The organism is Flavobacterium aquaticum (genome assembly GCF_003259835.1).
GTDB classification, from domain to species: Bacteria; Bacteroidota; Bacteroidia; order Flavobacteriales; family Flavobacteriaceae; genus Flavobacterium; species Flavobacterium aquaticum.
On the sequence record NZ_QLMI01000001.1, the window covers coordinates 397166 to 422758 of the forward strand.

20 protein-coding genes, 1 tRNA gene and 1 other RNA gene are annotated in these 25593 nt (G+C 32.5%); 11 read left to right on the top strand and 11 right to left on the bottom strand.

Going from position 1 to position 25593, the window contains the following annotated elements; translation table 11 throughout:
• Positions 1–18 precede the first annotated feature (18 nt).
• Positions 19–1578, bottom strand: coding sequence for a hypothetical protein (locus B0I03_RS02030; protein WP_111565801.1), 1560 nt, complete (start codon positions 1576–1578; stop codon positions 19–21).
• A gap of 303 nt (positions 1579–1881) precedes the next feature.
• Here B0I03_RS02030 and B0I03_RS02035 point away from each other — a divergent pair, with 303 nt between their 5' ends.
• From B0I03_RS02035 to B0I03_RS02050, 4 genes are all read left to right on the top strand, one after another.
• A complete protein-coding gene (locus B0I03_RS02035; RefSeq protein WP_111565961.1) occupies positions 1882–2307 on the top strand; it encodes a hotdog fold thioesterase in 426 nt (141 codons plus the stop codon).
• Complete coding sequence (locus B0I03_RS02040) at positions 2307–3335, top strand: isochorismate synthase (protein WP_111565802.1); 1029 nt, start codon at positions 2307–2309, stop codon at positions 3333–3335. Before B0I03_RS02035 ends, B0I03_RS02040 begins: the two co-directional genes overlap by 1 nt.
• 155 nt (positions 3336–3490) lie before the next feature.
• Complete coding sequence (bshB1, locus tag B0I03_RS02045; RefSeq protein ID WP_111565803.1) at positions 3491–4207, top strand: bacillithiol biosynthesis deacetylase BshB1; 717 nt, start codon at positions 3491–3493, stop codon at positions 4205–4207.
• Between the two features lie 74 nt (positions 4208–4281).
• Positions 4282–4357 (top strand) — tRNA-His (locus B0I03_RS02050).
• Positions 4358–4414: 57 nt separating this feature from the next.
• Here the strand turns inward: B0I03_RS02050 and B0I03_RS02055 are convergent.
• Entirely contained in the window at positions 4415–5341 is a 927-nt protein-coding gene (locus tag B0I03_RS02055; protein ID WP_111565804.1) for an SIMPL domain-containing protein, read from the bottom strand.
• 160 nt (positions 5342–5501) lie between these two features.
• On the opposite strand from B0I03_RS02055, the gene B0I03_RS02060 reads away from it, so the two are divergent.
• Together B0I03_RS02060 and B0I03_RS02065 are read left to right on the top strand one after the other, a co-directional pair.
• Complete coding sequence (locus B0I03_RS02060; RefSeq protein WP_111565805.1) at positions 5502–6401, top strand: hypothetical protein; 900 nt, start codon at positions 5502–5504, stop codon at positions 6399–6401.
• 154 nt (positions 6402–6555) lie between these two features.
• Positions 6556–7074, top strand: coding sequence for a hypothetical protein (locus B0I03_RS02065; RefSeq protein WP_111565806.1), 519 nt, complete (start codon positions 6556–6558; stop codon positions 7072–7074).
• A gap of 71 nt (positions 7075–7145) precedes the next feature.
• On the opposite strand, the gene B0I03_RS02070 is transcribed toward B0I03_RS02065, so the two are convergent.
• The 3 genes from B0I03_RS02070 to B0I03_RS02080 are packed head-to-tail and all read right to left on the bottom strand — an operon-like array spanning position 7146 to position 15576.
• Positions 7146–9053 (bottom strand): OmpA family protein, encoded by a 1908-nt coding sequence (locus B0I03_RS02070; RefSeq protein WP_111565807.1) that lies wholly within the window; start codon positions 9051–9053, stop codon positions 7146–7148.
• 11 nt (positions 9054–9064) lie between these two features.
• Positions 9065–9973, bottom strand: a complete 909-nt coding sequence (locus B0I03_RS02075) for a PorP/SprF family type IX secretion system membrane protein (protein ID WP_111565808.1) — start codon at positions 9971–9973, stop codon at positions 9065–9067.
• 29 nt (positions 9974–10002) lie between these two features.
• Entirely contained in the window at positions 10003–15576 is a 5574-nt protein-coding gene (locus tag B0I03_RS02080) for an HYR-like domain-containing protein (protein WP_111565809.1), read from the bottom strand.
• Positions 15577–15927: 351 nt separating this feature from the next.
• On the opposite strand from B0I03_RS02080, the gene B0I03_RS02085 reads away from it, so the two are divergent.
• The 4 genes from B0I03_RS02085 to B0I03_RS02100 are packed head-to-tail and all read left to right on the top strand — an operon-like array spanning position 15928 to position 20640.
• The gene (locus B0I03_RS02085; protein ID WP_111565810.1) at positions 15928–16431 is read left to right on the top strand and encodes a SixA phosphatase family protein; all 504 of its coding nucleotides are present in this window, start codon (positions 15928–15930) and stop codon (positions 16429–16431) included.
• Complete coding sequence (gene ppk1, locus B0I03_RS02090; protein ID WP_111565811.1) at positions 16412–18496, top strand: polyphosphate kinase 1; 2085 nt, start codon at positions 16412–16414, stop codon at positions 18494–18496. The genes B0I03_RS02085 and ppk1 overlap by 20 nt, the downstream gene beginning before the upstream one ends.
• Positions 18497–18506: 10 nt before the next feature.
• Entirely contained in the window at positions 18507–19397 is an 891-nt protein-coding gene (locus tag B0I03_RS02095) for a Ppx/GppA phosphatase family protein (RefSeq protein ID WP_111565812.1), read from the top strand.
• A gap of 37 nt (positions 19398–19434) precedes the next feature.
• Positions 19435–20640: an AbiH family protein gene (locus tag B0I03_RS02100; RefSeq protein WP_111565813.1), complete on the top strand. Its 1206-nt coding sequence runs from the start codon at positions 19435–19437 to the stop codon at positions 20638–20640.
• Between the two features lie 56 nt (positions 20641–20696).
• Here the strand turns inward: B0I03_RS02100 and B0I03_RS13265 are convergent, their stop codons facing one another.
• The 3 genes from B0I03_RS13265 to B0I03_RS02115 all read right to left on the bottom strand — a co-directional run bounded on the left by B0I03_RS13265 (position 20697) and on the right by B0I03_RS02115 (position 22877).
• Entirely contained in the window at positions 20697–21065 is a 369-nt protein-coding gene (locus B0I03_RS13265) for a DNA polymerase III (RefSeq protein ID WP_245902913.1), read from the bottom strand.
• 320 nt (positions 21066–21385) lie between these two features.
• A complete protein-coding gene (dnaX, locus tag B0I03_RS02110) occupies positions 21386–22459 on the bottom strand; it encodes a DNA polymerase III subunit gamma/tau (protein ID WP_111565815.1) in 1074 nt (357 codons plus the stop codon).
• A gap of 109 nt (positions 22460–22568) precedes the next feature.
• Positions 22569–22877 (bottom strand): hypothetical protein, encoded by a 309-nt coding sequence (locus B0I03_RS02115; protein WP_111565816.1) that lies wholly within the window; start codon positions 22875–22877, stop codon positions 22569–22571.
• Between the two features lie 126 nt (positions 22878–23003).
• Between B0I03_RS02115 and rnpB the strand changes: the two genes are divergently transcribed.
• Positions 23004–23327: RNase P RNA component class A (gene rnpB / locus B0I03_RS02120), an RNA gene on the top strand.
• 13 nt (positions 23328–23340) lie between these two features.
• On the opposite strand, the gene rsmD is transcribed toward rnpB, so the two are convergent.
• The 3 genes from rsmD to B0I03_RS02135 are packed head-to-tail and all read right to left on the bottom strand — an operon-like array spanning position 23341 to position 25473.
• Positions 23341–23919, bottom strand: a complete 579-nt coding sequence (rsmD, locus tag B0I03_RS02125; RefSeq protein ID WP_111565817.1) for a 16S rRNA (guanine(966)-N(2))-methyltransferase RsmD — start codon at positions 23917–23919, stop codon at positions 23341–23343.
• Complete coding sequence (locus B0I03_RS02130) at positions 23916–24728, bottom strand: DUF3822 family protein (RefSeq protein WP_111565818.1); 813 nt, start codon at positions 24726–24728, stop codon at positions 23916–23918. The genes rsmD and B0I03_RS02130 overlap by 4 nt, the downstream gene beginning before the upstream one ends.
• The gene (locus tag B0I03_RS02135; RefSeq protein WP_111565819.1) at positions 24712–25473 is read right to left on the bottom strand and encodes a hypothetical protein; all 762 of its coding nucleotides are present in this window, start codon (positions 25471–25473) and stop codon (positions 24712–24714) included. The genes B0I03_RS02130 and B0I03_RS02135 overlap by 17 nt, the downstream gene beginning before the upstream one ends.
• Positions 25474–25593 lie beyond the last annotated feature (120 nt).

The window sequence follows — 25593 nt, forward strand, 5'->3', positions numbered from 1 at the left end:
ATTGTATAATTTAATTGGTTAGTCAAAAGTGGTCCAATTGTAAGCACCCATATCAGTAGCGCCACTTCTTGAATTATTTAAAATATCATTAAAAGTTGAATAAGTGTTATCTGCAGTTCCTTTTGCTGCAGAATCTTCTCCAATAATTAATTCATTATTTCTTGCATCTTTAAAATCTGGATTATTAACAGTTGAATTGGTAGCAATTAAGCAAGTATTATAAAGCGTAGCATTAGAAAAATCATACAACGGATTATTCGTAAATTGATTACTAAAATCAGCAAATTTGATTAAGCAATGGTCAAAATTGTAGACAAAAGTTGTTCCTTCTTTCTTTAGATTAATAGCTAAATTACTTGAAGAATGAATAATACAATTTTTGAAATTCGCTTTGGTAAGTGCATAAATCGCATTTCCATCATAATCATCTAATAAAACTGCTGTATGTGTTGGACTTGGCCAATAATTTGCAAATGTACAATGTGTAAATTCATAACTTCCACCAAAACTACCTGCAAAAGAAGCTTGTCCACAATTATTGATAACGACATTTCTTCCTTCAATATTTCCAGTACGAGCTAAAATACCAACATTAGAACAATTATAAATTTGAGTGTTTTCAAGATCTAAAGTTGGGGTAGTAGTTCCATCGTTTCCAGTAACTAAAATTCCAACTGTTGCATTTTTTATAGTTAAATTTTTAATTTGATTATTTGTACTTCCTTGGGTTAACCAAATGGTTCCCCATTGACCAGGAACTTCTGAAAAATCTGGTTCTAAACGATCGCCTTCGAAAATCACTTCGTTTTCTAAAGCGGCTGTTGTTGAATTTGTTCCATTCACATGAATTGAAGCGTTGTTAGCAACAATTAATCCTGATTCTGCATGGAAGTGAATTCTTGCTCCAGCATCTACAACAAGTGTTTTGTTTGAAGGAACAGCTGCATAACCATAAATGACATAAGGTTTGGTATTCGTCCAATGCAATTCGTTTCCATTGATTGGATTAGTCTCTTCCAAAAATCGACCACGAATCGTAATAGGATTTCCGTCACCATCAACTCCTAAGTTTAGTTCATCATAAGTATAGGATTCATCTGGATTTTGAACTCTTCCAGGATAAATAAAATAAGCATCTTGAATTAGAGTTACTAATTCCACTTTTTGTTGATTTGGATTAGATTCATCACCAAATAAAATTTTATCGGTATATAAAAAATCAGTAGGATTTGCATCGGCAACTTCGGCAGTTACGGAAACGAAAATGTACATACTATCTTTTGCCAAAATTTCAACATTTTCAAAGATTTGACCTGCCATTCCATCTACCATTAAACGGTATTTTGATGCTGTTCCTTCTTTTAATCTAAGTGATGGAATTGAAATGTTTTTATCACTTCGGTTATATACTTTTAAGGTGTAAGTACTTGAACCAATGTCAGTAAAAACAGTATCTAAATAAACGGTGTCTTTAGAAAATTCCAAACCACCAGTTCTTGATTCAAAATCAAAATCGTTTCGACATGAAGTTAATGAAACGGCAAAACCTACCAGTAATAAAAGTAATAAACGACGCATGTAGAGTTAATTTTGGTAAATATAATTATTAATTTAAATTTTTGAAAATAAACTTTTCGTTTTAACCACATAGAAACATAGATAACCTTTTTGACTGAGTTCATTTTAGTTCAAATATTGAATTACATAGCGCTATGTTTCCTAATGTAAAGTTTGAACGCCTTTAAATTCAATTTTAGGACTATGTTTCTATGTGGTAATTATTTTGTTTTAGTCAATTTTAGTTACGTACAAATATTTATAAAACGTTAAATAACATGAAATATTCTATTCGGAATGCTTAATTTTACAAAAAATAAAGTTATGATGTTTGATAGAGAAAAAATGCTTCAATTGTGTAACGATTGGAGCAAAAATACTTTAATGAATACCTTAGATATTGTTTTCACCGATGCTGGAGAAGATTTTTTAACCGCTACAATGCCTGTGAATCCAAGAGTACATCAACCAATGGGATTATTGCATGGTGGAGCTTCTGTCGCTTTGGCAGAAAGTGTTGGAAGTGCCGCTTCATTAATGTTTGTAAATCCCGAAAAACAAGAAGTTCGTGGAATTGAAATTTCAGCAAATCATTTAAAAAGTAAACGCGAAGGAATGGTTACCGCTACTGCAAAAATTGTTCATAAAGGAGCAAGTCTACATTTGTGGGAAATTAGAATTGTTGATGAGCAAGGAAAGTTAATTTCATTGTGTAAATTGACAAATATGATACTTTCAAGAAGACAATAATGCAAGTTTTCGAAGAAATACAAGCTTTATTATTGCAACATAAACCGTTTGTGTGTTATGTCAAACCAAATGAAGCAGTTTGGAATTTACTCGTACAACAAACAGATGAAATTATTGAATTTTCCAATCAAGCTGGATTTGTTTTTATGCCTTTTCATGAAGGAAAACAATTGGTAATTCCGTTTGAAGGGAATAATTTTTCGCAAGGGAATCTTGAAAATTTAGAAAAGAAACCAACTGAAAGTTTCACTTCTGAAAGTAATCAAAAAGAAGCTTTCGAGAATTTAGTTTCTAAAGGAGTTTCAACCATTCAACAAGGTAAATTTGATAAAGTAGTTTTGTCTCGAAAAATAGTTTTGAAGGAACAAATCGCTATTGTTGAAACCTTTCAGAACTTGATTTCGACTTATCCAACGGCTTTTCGCTATTTGTTTTTTCATCCCAAAATTGGTTTATGGATGGGAGCAACGCCTGAGCAATTGGTAAAAATCAATCAAAATCAGTTTGAAACTGTCGCTTTGGCAGGAACGCAATTGTATTCCGAAAATGTAATTTGGGCAACCAAAGAAATCGAAGAACAACAATTTGTAACCGATTATATTGTAACTAAAGTAAAGGATAAAGTAAATAACCTTATTGTTTCTGATGCTAAAACAGTTAGTGCTGGAAATTTAGCACATTTAAAATCATTTATTTCAGGTGAATTAACTGCTGATTTTCAAGCGAATGATTTGATTAAAGCGTTACATCCAACACCAGCGGTTTGTGGTTTACCCAAAGAAAAAGCCATCGATTTTATTCTGAAAAATGAAGGTTATAATCGAAAATATTACGCGGGTTTTTTAGGTGAATACAATAAAGACAATCAAACCGATTTATTCGTAAATTTACGCTGTTTAGAAGTAGAAAATGATGTTGTGAATATTTACGTAGGCTGTGGCATTACAAAAGACAGTAATTCTGAAAAGGAATTCTTCGAAACGGAAAACAAGTCGATGACGATGCGAAATATTTTAGTTTCAAAATAAAATTGAAACACATAGGCACATAAAAAATTTTAAAGGGCATTGTATTTTAAATAGTTCGCATAGAAATCTATGTAAACTATGTAGAGTGAAACGACTAAAATAAACACAAAGAAAATCTATGATTCTATGTGTTTAAAAAAAATAAAAGTTTAAAAATGAAATTAGACATATTAGCTTTTGGAGCGCATCCAGACGATGTAGAATTAGGTTGTAGCGGCACGATTGCCAAAGAAGTTAGCCTTGGAAAGAAAGTCGGGATTATCGATTTAACTCGTGGCGAATTAGGAACACGTGGTTCGGTAGAAATTCGTAATTCGGAATCGGCTAAGGCTTCTGAGATTTTAGGAGTTGTGGTGCGTGAGAATTTAGATATGCGTGATGGTTTTTTCGTAAATGATGAAGCACATCAATTGAAAGTAATCGAAATGATTCGCAAATACCAACCTGAAATCGTGTTGTGCAACGCTATTACTGATAGACACATTGACCACGGAAAAGGAAGTAAATTAGTTAGCGATGCTTGTTTTTTATCAGGTTTACGACAAATTAAAACCGAGTTGAATGGAGAAGCGCAAGAAGCGTGGCGACCAAAAGTAGTCTACCATTATATTCAATGGCAAAATATTGAACCTGATTTTGTGGTAGATATTTCGGGATTTATGGATAAAAAAATGGAATCTGTCTTGGCTTATGGTTCGCAGTTTTATGATCCAAATTCAAAAGAACCGGTTTCTCCAATTACTTCAAAAAACTTTTTAGATAGTGTAAAATATCGTGCTCAAGACCTTGGAAGGCTTGTTGGAGTAGAATATGCTGAAGGTTTTACTACTGAAAGATATTTGGCTGTCAATAGCTTAGGAGATTTGAAATAAAATTGTAGTAAAAAAGTAAAAAAAATCTTTGCAAGATAGAAGTAAACCCCTATATTTGCACTCGCAAAACAAATGGTGATTGTAGCTCAGTTGGTTAGAGCGTCGGATTGTGGTTCCGAAGGTCGCGGGTTCGAGACCCGTCTTTCACCCTTAACATTGGAAAGCCCTGAAGTAATTCAGGGCTTTTTTTATTCCACAAACTTTCCTTTAAATCGAAGTATCAATTTTATAAGTCATTGTAAGTGTCAATACATATTGAATACCGACTTCTGTTTGGTTGGGATTGATGACTTTGTCAAAACCAGCACTGGAAATTCCGTCGTAGTAGAAGGTTTTGTTTTTTCGGGCGATTTTCTTTAGGTATTGGTTGCGGTTGTTGTAATTGGTTTCAATTTCTGCCGATTCAAAAGCTTGGTACATTTTGTATTGTGTTTTTGGGAAAACCGTTGCAAATTCTTCAGTAGCGCTTGGTGTTCCAATTACTCGCTTTCCAAACGATTTCATGTATCTGATTTTTTTTGCTTCGGCTAAAACCAAAGCTTCATCAAAAAGCGAATTGTGAATCGCATTGGTATCATTATTAAAATATTCGACTTTTATAATATCGTGAATTTCAAAATCGGAAGCTATCGCAATTAATTTTTCCAAACTATTAGCATTGGAAGTAGTAATAATGATGTTCTTTTTGATTTCAAAACCTTTGTCAATTTGCTGTGCAGTTTCTAAATTGGCATTGAAATCATAAATTTTGGTTTGCGAAATAAAATCGATGTAGCAGTTTTCTTTTTTGATTCCCAACGCTTTTATTTTGTCTAAAAAGCCATCAATTCGGGTATTTATTTTTTTACTGCAACCCGAAACGGTTTCGTCTTCTTGATTTAATCCTAATGTAATGACAAATCCATCGGCTTTTTTATTAAGTAGCATTTTTACAGTAACGGTTAAATGATTGTCGTTGATAGAAACAACCGTGTTATTGGGCAAACCATTCTGATTGTAATTGTTCTCGTTGTAGCGATTATTTCCATAAATTTGATTGCCGCTAATTTGAGCTTGAGCCACACTAAATGTCAATACTAAAGCTACAATAATCCATTTGATTTTTCCATTTAAATAAGAAACTTGTGTTTTCATAATTTTATATTTTTAATGATTTGATGGCAATAGTACTTTCGAAAAAAGAAAAACGTTTGGCAAAATCACTATCCATTATCTGTAAAGATTTTTCGCTACATTTACAGTGGTTTTACAGTAAATAAAAATTCGTAATCAGTTACTTTTGACCCAAATAAACATGAATCCATTAGACGTATTTTATAAACTTAAAAACGATGTGCTTTTGACCTATCAGAAGCAGTATCCTTATTTTGAGGGAAATTGGAAAACGTTTAGTTCGCAAGACATTCAAAATTTAATCGATTTGATTGCCGTTCAAGTAAAACAAACCGTGAGCGAAAAATGGATTTACACGCATTTGAAAGTCGAAACCAACGATAAATTGCCGAGAAAAGATATGTTGGATATTTTATCGCAATTGGTTGGTTATTCGGGTTGGGATGAATATGTGTTTAAATGGAAACAAGAAGTGGTTCCGATTGTAGCTCAACCAAAACGAAATAATAAGGTTGTTTTCAGTGTTGGATTTATAGGTTTGTTTTTGATGGGGATTTTTATTTATAGCTATTTGAATAGGGAAGAAGTACAAACCATTCCCGTTAAAAATGCTTTTACCGAAGAACAAATCAATAGTGAAGAGGTGAAAGCGGTAATGATTGAAAATGATGTTGAAACACCAATTGAAATTGTAGATTCAAAAATTCAAATTACGGCAAAGGAAAGTGCTAAAATTGTTTTGAAAAGTCCGTATTATAAAGATAAAACGGTTGTTTTAGGAAAGGAAAATCCAAACGAAATCAACTTACAGCCTGATGATTATGCGATGATGTTGAAAGGTTTTATGAAATCAGATATTAAAGATTGGGAAACCCGAAAAGAGCAATTGCAAAAGATTTTAGCCGACGATTTAGAAGTTTTGGTGATGTTGAAAAATGATTTGGGAATTGAATATTTCAACAAACAAGAGTTTTCAGAAAAGTTGATTGTTCCAAGTGTTGCTTTGAAGCGAATGAAAGTGATTGACATTCAAAGTAATGACAAGAATGAGATTAAATTTATACGAATTATACAAGAATAATTTTTAAACACATAGAAACATAGTTTTGTTTTGAAAGGGTTTGAGACGTTTCACTTTTTTGAGTTTACATAGCTATGAACAACTCAAATAAGTTATTTTCTATGTTTCTATGTGGTTTATACTGAATATTATGATAAGAAGAAGTTGTATTTTTATGTTTTTATTATTTACATTTTCCGTGTTCGGACAAAATGTGAATACGCCTGCTTCAACTGCAATAAAAGCAAATTTTACAATGGCTTCGGTAAAAGCATACCAGGAAAGCGCGACATTAAAAGTGGAAGATTATTACCAATATCTGACTTTATTATCAAGTGAAACCACATCTGAAACTTTAAAAGCCGAAATTAAAATGAGTATTTTTCGATTATTTGAAAGCGAAAAAGAAATGGTTATCGATTTTACTTCAACTGAAAATACTGCTATTTCATTAAATGAATTGATTAAAAAAATCACGAATAAGAACTTTTCATTTTTGGTTGCCAATTTTGAGAATTCAATAGTAGGATCTGACTATTGGACAACACAATACCAACTTATCGTTACACAAAACAAAATTCCAATGGAATTTCAATATTATCAAAAAATTGGGTTTAAGCCCGTTGTAAAATCTTTTGGTACCACCAAAAAAGAAGTTTGGACCTTGTTTTTAGGAGAAGTTACGTTGCCATAGATATAAATTATAAAAGCAGCTATTACAAGAACGGCTGCTTTTATTAAAAATGATATAGATATGTGTGTAGGTTACATTTTTAGTACGATAAATTCGCTTCGTCTATTTTTTTGATGTTCTGCTTCGCTACACGGAACGTCGTCTGAACAATTGTTTACCAATTGTGTTTCTCCATATCCTTTTGCTGTTAATCTGTTTCGGTTGATACCGTTTTTAACCATAAATTCTAAAGTAGATTTTGCTCTTCTGTCTGACAACAATTCGTTGTATTTGTGTGTTTGTCTACTATCGGTATGCGAACGAATATCAATTGTCATGCTAGGATATTGGTTCATAACGGCAATAATTTTTTCTAAATCTTCTGCAGCATCTGGTCTTATGTTCCATTTATCTAAATCGAAATAAATAATGCTCACACCAAGTATTTTACCTAAATCGGTTCCTACTTCAACTGGGAAAATATTTCGTTTTAATTCAATGTCTAATTTAGATTCACCAGTTTTGGTTACGGGGCCAAAGGGTTTTTCATTCGTTTCATATTCTTCTTTTGATGCTCTTACGTAATATTTTTTATTACATTCAATTTTAAAGGAATAGGCACCTTTTTCTGAAGCAGTAGTTTCACTAATTTGATTCATTTTATCATCAAACAATATCACTTTAGCATTTGGTAGAATTTCTTTTGTATCTACATCGGTTATTAAACCTGATAAAGTATGTGTACAAACGGTAAAGGTATAAATATCATCATAACCGCTGCCGCCATCTCTGTTGGATGAGAAAAATCCTAAACCATCTTTGTTAGTAACGTAACCAAAATCATCCATTTGACTATTTAATGGTTTTCCAACATTAACAGGTTTTTCAAAAGAATTGTTAGCTGATTTTGCTTCAAAAATATCTAAACCACCAAGTCCTGGATGACCATCTGATGCAAAAAACAAATTGTTATCAGCATCAACAAATGGGAATGTTTCTCTTCCTTCTGTATTGATAGTTGGACCTAAATTTTCAGGTGAACCAAAATTACCATTAGAATCAATAGACACTTTGTACAAATCAGAATTTCCAAAACTTCCTGGCATATCCGAAGCAAAATACATGGTTTTCTCATCTGGACTCAACGTTGGATGTGCTGTTTTGTAATTATCATTTGAAAAAGGAACTTCTTTTATATTCGTCCATTCGCCATTGACCAATTCGGCTTTGTAAATTTTTTCCATGATAACTTTGTCATCACTTTTACGTTTTTTACCGTCGTTGTAATTGTTTCGGGTAAAATACATGGTTTTTCCATCTTTTGTAAAAACAGGTGAGGACTCGTTATATTTGGTATTCACGGTTTTAGAAAAGTTTTCTACGCTTCCTAATTTTCCTTGATTATCAATCGAAGCAACGAATAAATCAGTAAAGTTTTGCTTGGTCCAATCGTGAATTTTCGAATACTGATTGCCTTCGCTTCTTGAAGAAGTAAATACAATTTGTTTTCCAAAAAATGTTGGTCCATAGTCAAAAAACTCTGAATTTACATCGGTTTTATCCATGGTGTATTTTCCAGAAACGGCATCAATGTCAGTTAAGTAATCTTTGTTCTCTTGAAATAATTTGGCTCTAGTATCGTTTGTTTTTTGAGCAAATAATTCCATATACTGATTTGATTTTTCGTAATTACCTTCTGCTTTTAAGGCTTGAGCATATCTAAAATAATACTCTGAATCTACTTCTTGATTTAGGGCAAAAAGTTCGCCATACCATTTAGATGCTTTATCTAATTCTCCATTGAAATAGTAAGCATTTCCTAATTTTTCAAATAATTCAGCAGATTTGTATCCTTTTTCGGCCACTTTCTCATAAATTTCGATTGCGTCTATATAGGAGTATTTGTCGTATTTTTTGTCTGCTTTGTTTAGCTTAGACCCTTGTGCAGAAGCACCAATTGTGATGCTTAAGACGAATACTAGTGTGTATAATGTTTTCATAATCGGAAAATTTAAAAGAATCTAGGTGCTGAAACTCTACTTCTGTTGAAAAACTCATAGCGTAGGAAAATCTCGTGAGAACCTGAATTGTAGTTAGCAAGTTTAGTTGTCTCTAAATCATAACCATATCCAATAAACCAAGAATCTGAAATTTGAAATCCAGCTAATGCACTCACGGAAGCATCCCATCTATAAGCCGCACCTAATGTTAGTTTGTCGAAGAATAAGAAATTCGCAGTAACGTCAGCTTGCAGAGGAGCACCTTCTACAATTTTACTTAAAAGAGCAGGTTTAAAATCGATGTTTTCACTTAATGTAAATACATGTCCTGCAATAAAATAGAAGTGCATTTTTTCTTTTGTAATTTCAATATTGTTGTCATTATATCGATACGATTCGAAAAAGCTTGGTACTGATAATCCAAAATAAGTTTTATCTGAAAATAGATATAATCCAGCTCCTACATTTGGAGAAAATTCGGTATCCATGTTTTGAAATTGTGGGTCTGTTGGGTCAAAAACTCTAAGTTTGTTTACATCTAATTGAAACAAATTAGCGGTTCCTTTTAAACCTAATGACAATTTATAATTTTCAGAAACTTGAATAAAATAAGCCAAATCTACCGAAAATTCATTTTCAGAAACGGGACCGATTTCATCATTGACAAAATTTAATCCTACTCCAAAATTAGAATCTCCCACAGGCATATTTATAGAAAAATTATTAGTTACTGGCGCTCCGTCTAATCCAACCCACTGATTTCTATGCAATAAAAAAGCGGTGATTGTTTCCCTAGAACCCGCATAAGCAGGGTTAACTAAAGGAGTATTGTACATATATTGAGTATATTGAGAATCCTGTTGAGAATAGCACATACTTTGTAAAATGAATGCACAAATTATAGTTAAAATCGTTTTCATCTTGTTCGTATTTAAGTTGCTTTAATCTATTAACGGTTTAGGTATAAATATCCTGTTTTTTCATGATTCTTATTTTCTTCATCTGTATATTTCAGAATGTAAAAGTAAGTTCCATCTGGTAAAAGTTCATTTTTATTAAGAGTATTTCTACCTTCAGAAATACCTTTGAACGATTTAAGAGTATTATCATAACCTGTTTCGTCATAGACTAAAATTCCCCATCTGTTATAAATTTCTACTGTATTATCTGGATAACATTCAAGTCCGTCGATGAAGAAGAAATCATTTGAAGTATCATCGTTAGGTGAAACTGCGTTGTAAACGGTAATTTCACAAGCAGCTAACACAACACAATCATCATTTACATTCAAATATACTTCATAGATCATTGGGCAAGAATTGTCTTCTAATTCAACCACATATTGAAAAGTATAGTAACCTAAAGTTACATTAATCGGATTAAAAATACTTCCTGTTAATCCACCCGAATTAGTAACTTCAAGCCATTCTCCTGTTGTAGGAATTGAATCGTCTAATATAGTAAATAAATCTATTGGATCATCTTCAATACAAATTGCGAAAGGAATTGCATCAAAAGGTTCTTCAACACTTACGTTTATAGTTTGTGAGAAATTTGCTTCGTTTCCACAATTATCAGACACAACCCATTCACGAACAATAACATATTCATAAATTGAAATAATAGTTGAAGTTTCATTATAAACAACTTCTTGAACTCCGGAACAATTATCAGTGAATACTAATTCAGGAATTTCAGGAATTTCAGAACATGAAACACTAATTTGTGAGTTTAATTGAGTTGTTAAAGTTGGAGGAGTGGTATCAAATACAGTTATAGTTTGTGTATAACTTGAACTGTTATTACAGTCGTCAGTTATCGTCCAAGTTCTACTGATGATGTATTCTCCTTCGCATTGCGATTCTTCTCTGTCGATTGTATCTAAAACAGTTATAGTTACATCACTACAATTATCAGAACCTGTCATTTCTGCTGGATTAGGAATTGCGTCACAAGAAACAGAAATGTTTTGAGGAAGTTCACTCGTGAAAACTGGATTTGTATTATCAATGATTGTAAATGTAGCTGTTGTTGAAGAACTATTTCCGCAATTATCAGTAGCTGTAAAAGTTACCGAAGCTGAACCAGTCGCTCCACAAGTATCAGAAACCGAAGTAAAGTTGTTAGTCCAAGTCACCGAAGAACAAACATCGCTAGCTGAAGCACCACCATTTGAAGCTAACCACGCGTTTAAAGCAGCAGTATTTCCGTTTCCATCACATTGTACTTCTAAGTTAGAAGCTTGAGTTGTGATTGTTGGATTTGTGTTATCAATGATTGTAAATGTAGCTGTTGTTGAAGAACTATTTCCGCAATTATCAGTAGCTGTAAAAGTTACCGAAGCAGAACCAGTTGATCCACAAGTATCAGAAACTGAAGTGAAGTTGTTACTCCAAGTTACGTTCGAGCAAACATCAGTTGCAGCAGCACCACCATTAGAAGCTAACCAAGCGTTTAAATCAGCAGTGTTTCCATTTCCATCACATTGTACTTCTAAGTTAGAAGCTTGAGTTGTGATTGTTGGATTTGTGTTATCAATGATTGTAAATGTAGCTGTTGTTGAAGAACTATTTCCGCAATTATCAGTAGCTGTAAAAGTTACCGAAGCAGAACCAGTTGCTCCACAAGTATCAGAAACCGAAGTAAAGTTATTACTCCAAGTCACCGAAGAACAAACATCGCTAGCTGAAGCACCACCGTTAGAAGCTAACCAAGCGTTTAAAGCAGCAGTGTTTCCAGCACCATCACATTGAACTTCTATATTCGAAGCTTGAACAGAAATCACTGGATTCGTGTTATCGATGATTGTAAATGTAGCTGTTGTTGAAGAACTGTTTCCGCAATTATCAGTAGCTGTAAAAGTTACCGAAGCTGAACCAGTCGCTCCACAAGTATCAGAAACCGAAGTAAAGTTATTACTCCAAGTTACTGAAGAACAAACATCCGAAGCTACAGCGCCACCATTTGAAGCTAACCAAGCGCTAAGTTGAGCAGTATTTCCATTTCCATCACATTGTACTTCTAAGTTAGAAGCTTGAGTTGTGATTGTTGGATTCGTGTTATCGATTATTGTAAACGTAGCAGTAGTTGAAGAACTATTTCCACAATTATCAGTAGCTGTAAACGTTACCGAAGCAGAACCAGTCGCTCCACAAGTATCAGAAACTGAAGTAAAGTTGTTACTCCAAGTAACCGAAGAACAAACATCGCTAGCTGAAGCACCACCGTTAGAAGCTAACCAAGCGTTTAAAGCAGCAGTGTTTCCAGCACCATCACATTGAACTTCTATATTCGAAGCTTGAACAGAAATCACTGGATTCGTGTTATCGATGATTGTAAATGTAGCTGTTGTTGAAGAACTGTTTCCGCAATTATCAGTAGCCGTAAAAGTTACCGAAGCTGAACCAGTCGCTCCACAAGTATCAGAAACCGAAGTGAAGTTGTTACTCCAAGTTACGTTCGAACAAACATCGCTAGCTGAAGCACCACCATTAGAAGCTAACCACGCGTTAAGTGCAGCAGTGTTTCCATTTCCATCACATTGTACTTCTAAATTTGAAGCTTGAGTTGTGATTGTTGGATTGGTGTTATCGATTATTGTAAACGTAGCAGTAGTTGAAGAACTATTTCCGCAATTATCAGTAGCAGTAAAAGTCACTGAAGCTGAACCACTCGCTCCACAAGTATCAGAAACTGAAGCAAAGTTGTTAGTCCAAGTTACATTCGAACAAACATCCGAAGCTACAGCACCACCGTTTGAAGCTAACCAAGCGTTTAATTGAGCGGTATTTCCAGAACCATCACATTGTACTTCTAAATTTGAAGCTTGAGTAGTGATAGTTGGATCAGTATTATCAATGATAGTAAATGTTGCTGAAGTAGTAGAACTATTTCCACAGTCATCAGTAGCAGTAAAAGTCACTGAAGCCGAACCAGTTGCACCACATGTATCAGAAACCGAAGCAAAGTTATTAGTCCAAGTTACGTTGGAACAAATATCCGAAGCCACAGCACCACCATTTGAAGCTAACCAAGCGTTTAGTTGAGCGGTATTTCCATTGCCATCACATTGTACTTCTAAATTCGAAGCTTGAGTGGTGATTGTTGGATCAGTATCGTCAATGATGGTAAATGTTGCTGAAGTAGTAGAAGCATTTCCACAATCATCAGTAGCCGTAAATGTTACTGTAGCCGAACCAGTCGCTCCACAAGTATCAGAAACTGATGCGAAGTTATTAGTCCAAGTTACATTTGAACAAACATCCGAAGCTACAGCGCCACCATTAGAAGCTAACCAAGTGTTTAAAGCAGCAGTGTTTCCATTTCCATCACATTGTACTTCTAAGTTTGAAGCTTGCGTTGTGATTGTTGGATTGGTGTTATCGATGATTGTAAATGTAGCAGTAGTTGAAGAACTATTTCCACAATTATCAGTAGCAGTAAAAGTCACTGAAGCTGAACCAGTCGCTCCACAAGTATCAGAAACTGATGTGAAGTTGTTACTCCAAGTTACGTTTGAACAAACATCAGTTGCAGCACCACCACCATTAGAAGCTAACCAAGCGTTTAATGCGGCAGTGTTTCCAGCACCATCACATTGTACTTCTAAGTTAGAAGCTTGCGTTGTGATTGTTGGATTCGTGTTATCAATGATTGTAAATGTAGCAGTAGTTGAAGAACTATTTCCGCAATTATCAGTAGCTGTAAAAGTTACCGAAGCCGAACCAGTCGCTCCACAAGTATCAGAAACCGAAGTGAAGTTGTTACTCCAAGTTACTGAAGAACAAACATCAGTAGCAGCAGCACCACCGTTAGAAGCTAACCAAGCGTTTAAAGCAGCAGTATTTCCATTGCCATCACATTGTACTTCTAAATTTGAAGCTTGCGTTGTGATTGTTGGATTGGTGTTATCGATGATAGTAAATGTAGCTGTAGTTGAAGAACTATTTCCACAATTATCAGTAGCAGTAAAAGTCACTGAAGCTGAACCAGTCGCTCCACAAGTATCAGAAACCGATGTGAAGTTATTACTCCAAGTTACCGAAGAACAAACATCAGTTGCAGCAGCACCACCATTAGAAGCTAACCAAGCGTTTAGTGCAGTAGTATTTCCAGCACCATCACATTGTACTTCTAAGTTAGAAGCTTGAGTTGTGATTGTTGGATCTGTTGTATCATTAATTGTAAAAATTTGTGAACATGTTACAACATTTAAAATTGTATTTTCTCCCGCATCTCTTATTCCGTTATCGTTTGCGTCTAAGTATTCGGTAATTGTATAAGTTCGGGTTACTTGCGTATTACAACCTAAATAAGCGCTGTTAGAAGCAGTTATTTGGATTACACCACAAGGATTGTTTCCAATTATACCATTACCATTTCCTAAAGCTTCAAATTCTAATTCAGTTAAAGAAGTTGCTTGAGGTAATAAATCATAACATTGTAAACTTACAGGTGAAAATGTTGGACAGGTTACTAAAAATTCACAACAAACTACAGCAGAAATTGTAGTGGAATAATATTTAATACATCCTAAAGCATCAGTAATTGTTGCAGAATAATTTCCGATTCCTAAGTTTGATAAATCTTGAGAAGTTGCACCAGTATTCCATGAAACAGTATAAGGAGCAGTACCGCCCGAAATTGTCAAATCAATCGAAGCAGTTGAACCAGGTACACAAGTTAAACCTTGAACATTAGCATTTACAATAACTTCACTAGGATAAACAATAGGAACTGAAAAAGTATTAGTCAATCCCATTGAATCTGTAACGGTTAATGTTGCAGTATTTGAGGATGAATTATTATAGACAAAAGTAGGATTTTCTAGAGTTGAATCGATTGTTCCGTTAGAATCAAAATCCCAAGCATAAGTATAGGTATAGGGAGGAGTACCACCATTTGTAGTAGATTCAAAATTAATTGTTGATATATTTCCTATTGTACATCCAGAATAGTCAAATTGAACGGCTAATGGAGTAATTATAATTGTACTTGTTGGAAATTCACATTGCGATTTGTTATAAGTATTACAATTATAAGGTTGTAATTCATTATTATTTCCAGAAGTTTTCCATACAATTAATATTCTATCAAGCAACATTTCTTGACCACAAACCCAAGTAAATGGACCATAAAGTAGTCGTTGTCCTGAACCAGGTGCTACGGTTCCTAAATTTACGTTTATTTGAGTTGTTACACCATCAATTATCAAATCTGCAAACATTCTTGCATGATAAATATTGCTATTTGAATTTGAAGTATAGTTCAGCATTACATACATGGTTTGAGACACACCTGGCGTACATGTAGTGTTATTTAATGGCACTCCGTTAACATCAGTTAAACTTAAAAACACATCATTTAAAGTGTAGTTATTTGATGTACAGTTGTAGAAATCCTGATAATAATTAGGAGCAGTACCACATAATCTTAAATCGGGTTTTGTTGTTGTAAATTGCGAATGAACAAAATTAAACCCAAGACAGATAAGAAATATCGAAATGGTAATTTTTGTTTTCATGAACGTTTTGATTTAATTTAACAATAATTGAAAAAATAGACCAAAAACGAGTAGAGGAATAATTAATAGTTGGGGAAAAATAAAAATGAGTTTTACCTCTTTTAAAAATAATTTAAATTAACTTTTTTAACACATATCTATTACCTATAAAAAGTAATTAAAGTTCTAGTCAGGGCAACTATTGAAGAAATTTCTTGATGCTAAATTACTCAAAAACTAACACTTAGATAGCTTTATGTCAGTGTTTTCGATAAAGTGTTTAAAAAAATCTACTAACTAACTTAAAATTAGCAAAAGCTTTAACTTTTAATTCAAAAAAAAGTAGTAATTTGAATCTCTAAACTAATAACTATGAAAAATTTGATACTTATTAGGCATTCTAAATCGAGTTGGGATGCTCCAGTTCAGGATATTGATAGATCTATCTCTCAACGAGGTGTTCGTGATGCACATTTAATCGCTTCTAAAACACCAAAAATTTTACCTCCTTCTTACATTGTGTGGAGTAGTAAAGCTAAACGAACTCAAGAAACGGCTTTTATTTTTTCGCAATACTTGTCTATTCCTTTAGAAACGATTCGTTTTTCAGAAGATTTGTACACTTTTGATGCTAAGAGCTTAGAAAAAAGTATAAAAAAATGTGAAAATTCATATGATAGCCTAATTCTTTTCGGACATAATGAAGCTATTACAAAATTTGTTAATAAATTTGGAGACCTTTATATAGATAATGTACCAACATCTGGTGTAGTTGCTTTGCAATTTGACACTGATGATTGGAATAACATATCAAAAGGACAAACTAAAGCAACATTATTTCCAAGCCAGTTTAAAAATGAACAATCCTACAAATAACTATATAGATAGAGAAAAAAGTTGGTTAACGTTTAATGCAAGAGTACTTCAAGAAGCCAATGATGAGAACGTACCTTTATTAGATAGATTTCGTTTTCTTGGAATTTTCTCCAACAATTTAGATGAGTTTTTTAGAGTTCGATACGCAGCCATTCGTCGTATGAGTCTTGAAACTAATGAAACCGAAAAAATTCTCGGTGTTCCAGCAGAGCAATTGCTTAAAGAAATTACTGATATTGTTATTGAGCAACAATCGGAAAGTTTACGAATTTTAAGTGAAATCGAAAAAAAACTCGAAAAAGAAAACATCTATATTATTAATGAAAATCAGGTTACCAAAGAACAGGAAGTTTTTATTCACGATTATTTTATTCAAAAGGTAAGTCCTGCTGTAGTAACTATCATGTTAAATGACTTAGAAGAATTTCCTTTATTAAAAGACACTTCTGGGTATTTAGCAATTAAATTGGTTATGAAATCAGAATCTTCAACCGAAGAAATCAAGTATGCAGTAATCGAAATTCCAAATACAATTAACCGATTTGTTGTTCTTCCATCAAATTCTGAAAAACAGTATATCATTCTTTTAGATGATGTTATTCGTCTTAACTTAAACAGCATCTTTAATATATTTGATTATAAAAGTATTTCAGCTCACATGATTAAAATTACTCGAGATGCACAGTTGGAATTTGATAGTGATTTGAGTAAAAGTTTAATGGAAAAGATTTCCAATTCGGTTAAAGAGCGAAGAGTGGGCGAACCTGTTCGTTTTGTTTACGACCAAGCCATTGGTAAAGATACTTTGGAATTTTTCCTAAAAGGAATGAATATTTTAAGTTCTGATAGTATTATTCCGGGTGGAAGATATCACAATCGTAGAGATTATATGAACTTTCCACATTTAGGAAGATACGATTTATTATATAGAGAAAACTTACCACTACCAGTTCCAGGATTATCATTAGAAGGAAGTATTTTAGAGCGAATCAAAAAGAAAGATTACTTGCTTTATGCGCCATATCAGTCGTTTTCTTACATCATTAAATTTTTGCGTGAAGCGGCTTTAGATCCAAAAGTAGCTTCTATAAAAATTACACTGTATCGTTTGGCTAAGAATTCTCAAATCGTGAGTTCTTTAATAAACGCGGCTAAAAACGGAAAAAAAGTAACCGTTCAAATCGAGTTACAAGCACGTTTTGACGAAGAAAGTAATATTTCGTATTCCGAACAAATGCAAACCGAAGGAATCGAATTGATTTTCGGAGTTAAAGGTTTAAAAGTACATAGTAAAATTTGTGTTATTGAAAGAATTGAAGAAGGAAGAGTTAAACGTTACGGATTTATCTCGACTGGAAATTTCAATGAAAATTCGGCAAAGGTGTACACCGATGTAACTTTATTTACAAGTAATGTAGAAATTCTTAAAGACGCTGCAAAGATTTTCGATTTCTTTGATGTGAATTATAGAGTGCATCGATATAAGCATTTAATAGTATCTCCACATTATACAAGAACACGTTTTAATAAGCTAATCGATAGAGAAATTTTAAACGCTCTTTCCGGAAAAGAAGCCTATATCAAATTGAAAATGAACAGTATATCCGATTTTAAAATGACGGATAAATTGTATGAAGCAAGTCAGGCGGGAGTAAAAATTCAATTAATCATTAGAGGAATTTGCTGTTTAATTCCAGGCGTAAAAGGATTAAGCGAAAATATTGAAGCCATCAGTATCGTAGATAATTATTTAGAACATTCACGAATTTATATTTTCGGTAATGCAGGCGATCCTGAAGTGTATATCTCATCTGCCGATTTCATGACACGTAATTTAGACGCAAGGGTAGAAGTAACCTGTCCAATTTATGATCCTGAAATTAGAAAAGAATTAATTGAAACGTTTGAAATAGGTTGGAAAGCTAACGTAAAAGCCCGAATTCATTCCGCAGATTTATTAAATCGTTACAGAAAACGTGGCGATGAAAAACCATTTAGAGCCCAACAAGAAATGTACAATTTTTACCAAAACAAATTAGATGTAATTGCAGAAGAGTTGCAATAATAAAAGATAAATGATTACAATAAAAAAATATGCAGCTATCGATATCGGTTCCAATGCCATGAGGTTGTTGGTAACTAATATCGTAGAGCAAGAAGGTTGCGCTCCTCAATTCAACAAAAGTTCTTTAGTTCGTGTTCCAATTCGTTTGGGTCAAGATGCGTTTACGGTTGGCGAAATTTCGGAAGAAAATATTGACCGAATGGTTGATGCCATGAAAGCTTTTAAATTATTAATGAAAGTTCACAAAGTAGAACAATATCGTGCTTGTGCTACTTCAGCCATGCGAGAAGCGTATAATGGAAAAGAAGTTGCCGAAATCATCAAGAAAAAAGCCGATATTAAAATTGATATTATTGATGGTAAAAAAGAAGCAGCTATTATTGCGGCTTCCGACTTAAAACAATTTATAACTTCCGATAAAGCGTACTTATATGTAGATGTTGGTGGTGGAAGTACCGAATTTTCTTTATTCTACGAAGGGAAAATCATCGCATCTAAATCATTTAAAAACGGAACAGTTCGTTTATTGAACAACATGGTAAACGATGTCGTTTGGCAAGAAATTGAAAAATGGATTAAAACCAACACCGAACCTTTTGAAGACATCACACTAATTGGTTCCGGTGGAAATATCAATAAATTGTTCAAATTATCTGAAAAGCAACAAGATAAACCGCTTTCGTATGTATATGTAAGTTCGCAATATCAAAAACTGAACAGCATGACCTACGAACAAAGAATCGCCGAAATAGGTTTAAACCCAGACCGCGCCGATGTAATTATCCCAGCTACAAGAATTTATCTTAACGCCATGAAATGGAGCGGAGCCCGACATATTTATGTTCCAAAAATTGGATTATCTGATGGTATCGTGAAAGCGATGTATTATGGGAAGATTTAATAAAATTGATTTAGTTATTCAATATTAAAAAAAGACTATGCCAAAGATTTTAATTACCGGAAATGGATTTGATTTAAGTTTAGGCTTACCTACTTCTTATAGTGATTTTATTAATATATTAAATTCATTGAATGAATATGGAGAATTAGATTATGAAACAATATACAGAAAGAGTATTAATTATAATCAGATAACTGAAAATTATAAATCTTTTGATTTTAATTTTGATAAAATTGAAATTTTAAAAGGAGAAATTAAATCTAATTTGTGGTTTCAATTCTTTAAAAATGAATTTGAAATCGATACTTGGATTGATTTTGAGAATAAAATTGAATATGTATTAAAGATTTTATTTTCATCAGTTAAATATCTTAAAGATAATTTATTTTCTAAAGGTTCAATTAATAAAGATACTGTAAATTTTAATTCAAAGTTATTTAATAATAATGTTGAAATAATTCAAGTGCTTAATAAATTTAATATAATTTCTTTAAATGAATATTATGAAATTAGATTTAATGAAAATTATCTTATTAGGAAATATGACTTTTTTATTGATGTTGATATAAATAAAATAACTAAAGAATTGATTGAAGAATTAGATAACTTCAAAAAAATATTCAATTATTATTTTGAAGTTTTTGTTTTTCCATTTTATTTTAATCAAAAAAAGAGAGTTGGTAAAACATTATTTTCAAATATAAATAAACATTATACATTCAATTATACACCAACTTTTGATAAATTTTACGCAAATGCACAAAAAACCAATTTCTTACATGGAAAAATCGATTCTTCTTCTAATCAAATAGTATTAGGAATTAATGAAATTCCAGATGGAGAATTAGACAAACGTTATTTTCTACCTTTTACAAAATATTTTCAAAAGTTGAATAACAATACAGACTTTGAATTTATTACAGAATTTGAAAAAAAGAAAAATGTAAATTATATTTTTTTCTTCTTTGGTCATTCGCTCGATAGTTCAGATTCAGATTATATTAATGAAATCTTTAACTTTGTCAATGATTTGAATTCAAGAATAAAAAAAATAGTTATTATTCATCATAATGATAAGTCTAAATCTCAATTACTAATAAATCTCCTGAATATTAGAGGAAAAGATGACATTCAAAAATTAATGAAGAATAATATTTTAGTCTTTAATCATATAGATTCAACTGAATTGAAACGTGAATTAGACAGAGATATTTCAAAATCATCTATGATTACTATTAGTTAAAATATGCTGTATAACATAGGTTTACTCCAAGTCAGACTTATAAAACAATTGATAAACTAAACATCCAAATCAAACGTCTTTCTCAACAAGTCTAAAGCTGGATTAATCTGTTTTAAACGTTCAAATTTCTCTTGTGGGGTGAAGGCATATTTATTTTCGGTAGTTTCATTTACAACAACTTCAATGGTAATATCGTGGTTGTGTAACTTTCCTCTTAAATAACCTATTAATTCATGGCAACCCGATAAAAAATCCTCTTTAGTACTTTGATTAGGAAGTTCTAAAGTAATGGTGGTTCCGTTTAAGGTTGGATCGTTCATTTGCATATAAGTTGCCATTAAACGCTTTCCAGAATCCGTCATTTTTTGAGCAAATTTATTCCATTGCAACAACATATCGGTTTCGTTAAAAACCTCCGAAGGCAATTCTTCTTTGTGCTTTTGATGCTGATTTTGTTGTGCTTCTAAGTCTTTTTTAGCTTTAATACTCGCTAACGAAAGTGCCGAAACTTTAGTTCCCGTTGGATTTAAATTTGTTAAAACCGGTTTTGGAATTTCAGGAACAATTGGAGCAACTACTTCATTTTGAACTTGAGGAATTTCTGTAACTTCAGGTTCTTTTACAACGGTTTCAGCAACTACAACAGGTTTTGATTCCTCTGTTGGAATTTGTGCTTTAATCGTTGGAACTTCAGTAATAGAGTAGGAGTTGTTCTTGTAATAAGTAGCCGGAATTATAAATTTAGCTACTTTTTTTTTTCTCCATCAAAAGTGATAGAGGCTAATTGCATCAAACAAAGTTCAACTAAAAGTCGTTGATTTTGACTGACTTTAAATTTCAAATCGCATTCGTTTGCCAATTCAATTCCTTTGATTAAAAAGTCGTGCATGGCTTTGTGCGATTGCGCTGCATATAAAGCTTGCGCTTGTTCGCCAGCTTCTAATAAAGGAAGAGTTGCCGGGTTTTTACAAACCAATAAATCTCTAAAATGCGATGCTAAACCTGCAATAAAATGATGTCCATCAAAACCTTTTGCTAAAATATCATTGTAAGCAACTAATAAATCCGGAATTTTATTTTCTAAAATTAAATCGGTGATTCTGATGTAATATTCAAAGTCTAACACGTTTAAATTTTCGGTAACAGCTTGTCTGGTAAGGTTTTTTCCACAGTATGAAACTACTCTGTCAAAAATAGACAAAGCATCACGCATAGCACCATCTGCTTTTTGAGCGATAATGTGTAATGCATCATCTTCGTATGCAACACCTTGTTCTTTTGCAATTTCGGCTAAATGTTCTTTCGCATCTTTAACCGTAATTCTTTTGAAATCAAAAATTTGACAACGCGATAAAATCGTTGGAATAATTTTATGTTTTTCAGTTGTAGCCAAAATAAAAATGGCGTGCTTAGGCGGTTCTTCTAATGTTTTCAGGAAAGCATTAAAAGCTGCTTGCGAAAGCATGTGCACCTCGTCAATGATATATACTTTGTATTTTCCTGTTTGTGGAGGTATTCTCACTTGGTCGATAATACTTCTAATATCATCAACACCATTGTTTGAAGCTGCATCTAATTCGAATACATTAAACGAAAAATCTTCATACGGATCATCGTAACCTTCTTGATTGATTTTTCGAGCTAAAATACGAGCACAAGTTGTTTTTCCAACACCACGAGGTCCAGTAAATAATAAGGCTTGCGCTAAGTGATTAGTTTCAATAGCATTCAACAAAGTATTGGTAATAGCTTGTTGGCCCACAACATCTTTAAATGTTTGCGGACGGTATTTACGAGCTGATACGATAAATTGTTCCATAAATTCTATTGAAACACAAATATAGTTTGGGAAATTCCAAAAAGCAAATTCCGAAATCCAAATTGAAGCGAATCTTTATAAAAGTTATTCACAATTTGGTGATTTTGAATTAAAGTGTTGTGGAATGCTTACCTTTAATAGAAAGTTTAACAATTGTTTCAGCATTTTTATCAGAAGAATTAGCTGAAGTTCCAGTTACAAAAACGCCTTTTAATCCATATTTTGAAACGATGCCATAAACGGTTGCTTCATCATCTGGATTTGAATTTCCTTCATAATGATAAATGTGGTTGATGGTATAATTTTCGGGATGCAAAATAATATCTTCTTCATTTTGATTGAAATCAAATGTAAACCCTTTCTCTCTTAATTTTGTAAGCGCTTCGGAGACAGAAGCGTAGTGATAAATAGTTGACATGAGAATTAAGTATTATAAAATTTGCGACCTATAAATTTACGAATATATTAGCTCTTAAAAGCAAAAGATTATGTTAAACTATCCATTAAAATTTCTTCAAAACGATATAATTTGTTGTAAGTTTGCACCGCAGACCGCCTTATCGTCCTTGTGTAAACATGGTAGGAAAGTCCGGACACCAAAGAGTAGCATAGTGGGTAACGCCCATCCGCCGAAAGGTGAGGACAAGTGCAACAGAAAGTATGTACAGGTAATGCTGTAGTGAAACCAGGTAAACTCTATGCGGTGAAATGCCAAGTATATCAGCAGTTTTTGAGAAATCAGAATAAGGGCGACTCGTCCGATGTTGAAGGGTAGGCAGCTTGAGTTACGTAGTAATGCGTAATCTAGATAAATGATAAGGCTCCGATTTATCGGAGACAGAATCCGGCTTATAGGTCTGCTTTTTTATTTTATTACGATTTTAACCTTCGTCTTCTTCTTCATAATCTTCTTCTTCGTCGCTTTCAAATTCGTAAAAAGAAAACACAGAACCTCCATAATTTTTTGAAAAAGAAAAATTAGTTAAATGATCTAATTTAGTATGTTTTGAATGTTCTACAATTAACATTCCCTCTTCGTCTAAAAGTTCGTTTTCAAAAATAAGTTGAATGATTTTTTCAAAGTTCTCCTGACTCAAATCATAAGGTGGATCAGCAAAAATGATATCATAATTTGCTTTACTTTTTTCTAAAAATTTGAAAACATCGCTTTTGATTACGCTAATATCTAAATCTAATTCCGTTGCCGTTTTTTTTATGAAATTCACACAACCCATATCGCCATCAACACTAGTTATTGGTCCAGCGCCTCGAGAAGCGAATTCGTAACTAATATTACCAGTTCCTGAGAATAAATCTAAAACTTTTAAACCATGAAAATTAAAGTAATTATTCAAAATATTGAATAAAGATTCCTTACACATGTCGGTTGTAGGACGAACAGGTAAGTTTTTTGGAGCTACTAAACGGCGCCCTTTGTGTTTTCCGGAGATAATTCTCATGAATGATAAAGTATAAAGTGATTTCGCAATTCGGTAGAGGAAACATCTAAGATTGAAGCTTTGTTAGAAACATCAAGCAAAGTGCAGTTTCTTATATATTTAAAAGCAATTTTATAAAACGCATCCTTTTCAGAACAATTTCCAAAAAGTTGAACTGAAATAGTTTCTGGATTTAATTGCAATTGTTCGCAAGTAAATAAGATGAAATAAATAAAATCTTCTGGAGTGTTATATTGAAACGAATTAAAAAGTAATAATTGTTGATTTTTTACCACAACAATTTCAAAGTGCTCTTTTTGTATGTGAACAAAAACTTGTTTTTCTTCTTTGTTTTTGGACAAATCGAGTAGTTGTTTTACCAAAATAGAATTCGCATTTTGGTATTCAAATGTTTCGTATTGGTCTAACAAGAAGTTGTTAATATTGACGAAAGGAACATACACATTATTCATTTCGTAAGGAAAAATAACATCGTGTGTAAAAAAATCGGTTTCAAAAACTTTGGTATTGTATTGTAAATAACTTGCTAAAAAATTTGCATCAAATAGGGAAGTAGGCACAAAAGAATTTAAGTTATTGTCATGAATTACCATTACTTCATCAAATGATTTTGTAAGAATAGGATAATCAACAAAAGTACGCCACAATTGTTCTTCAATTACTTTGCTTTTCTCAAAGTGAATTGACATAGTATTTATTACTTTGTTTGATAGTAAATCAAAGACACAAAAAGAAAGTCCACTCAAGGAAACCTGAATGGACAACTTTTTATATGTTTTTTGAGTAATGTCGTTATTCGTTATTACCATATTTTTTTGGCCAGTTTCCAGTAAGAGTTACTTCTTCTAGTGAACCTAAAATAATTTGAGGACCATTGATTTCGTCAATAGATTCTACTTTATTTTCTTGTTTTACTAATTCTTGATCTAAATCTTTTAATAAAGCATTTTTGTCAATAATAGCTTGGAATACAGAAAGATTCATGTCGTTTCTACTAACAACACCAGTTTTCATTGATACAGGCACTTCAATACTTCCAACTTTAACAACGTTAAGTCTTTTATAACGATCAGAATTTTTAAATAATGAGTCTTTAACTTTTACAGTTCCTAATTTTGTAATAATTACTTCGTCTTTAAAGAAACCACCAACTCCGTCAGCACCAACTTTAATACCAAAAGCAGCATTCTTAGCGGCATCAATTACAGCAGTATCTCTTCTTGAAATAATTTCAAATTCGCCATTTTCAACAAACTTTACTAATTCATCAAAAGTATCAGCATATTTTCCATGTACTGATTTGTAACCTGTTTGAAGTTTTTTAATGTCTAACATAGTTTTAACAGCAACTTCAAAACGAGCCTCTTTTTCATTTTGAAACTCAATAGGTTTCATAATTGAAGAGTATATTAAATATACAAGAAAAAAAGAAATTCCCCATAATAGAATAGTGAATACTTTTTTATTTCCTGGAGTAACAAATTTATCAATTAGTTTAACCAATGCAAAGATTAAAACAATCAATACGACTAAATAAATAGCAATTTCTAACATTTGAATAATTTATTTTTAGTTAAATAGGTACGCAAATCTACAATTTTTTTTTCTACACAAAAGAATTTCTTGTAAAAATCATTCAGTATATTTGAAAAATTAATATTGGCCAAATCATTT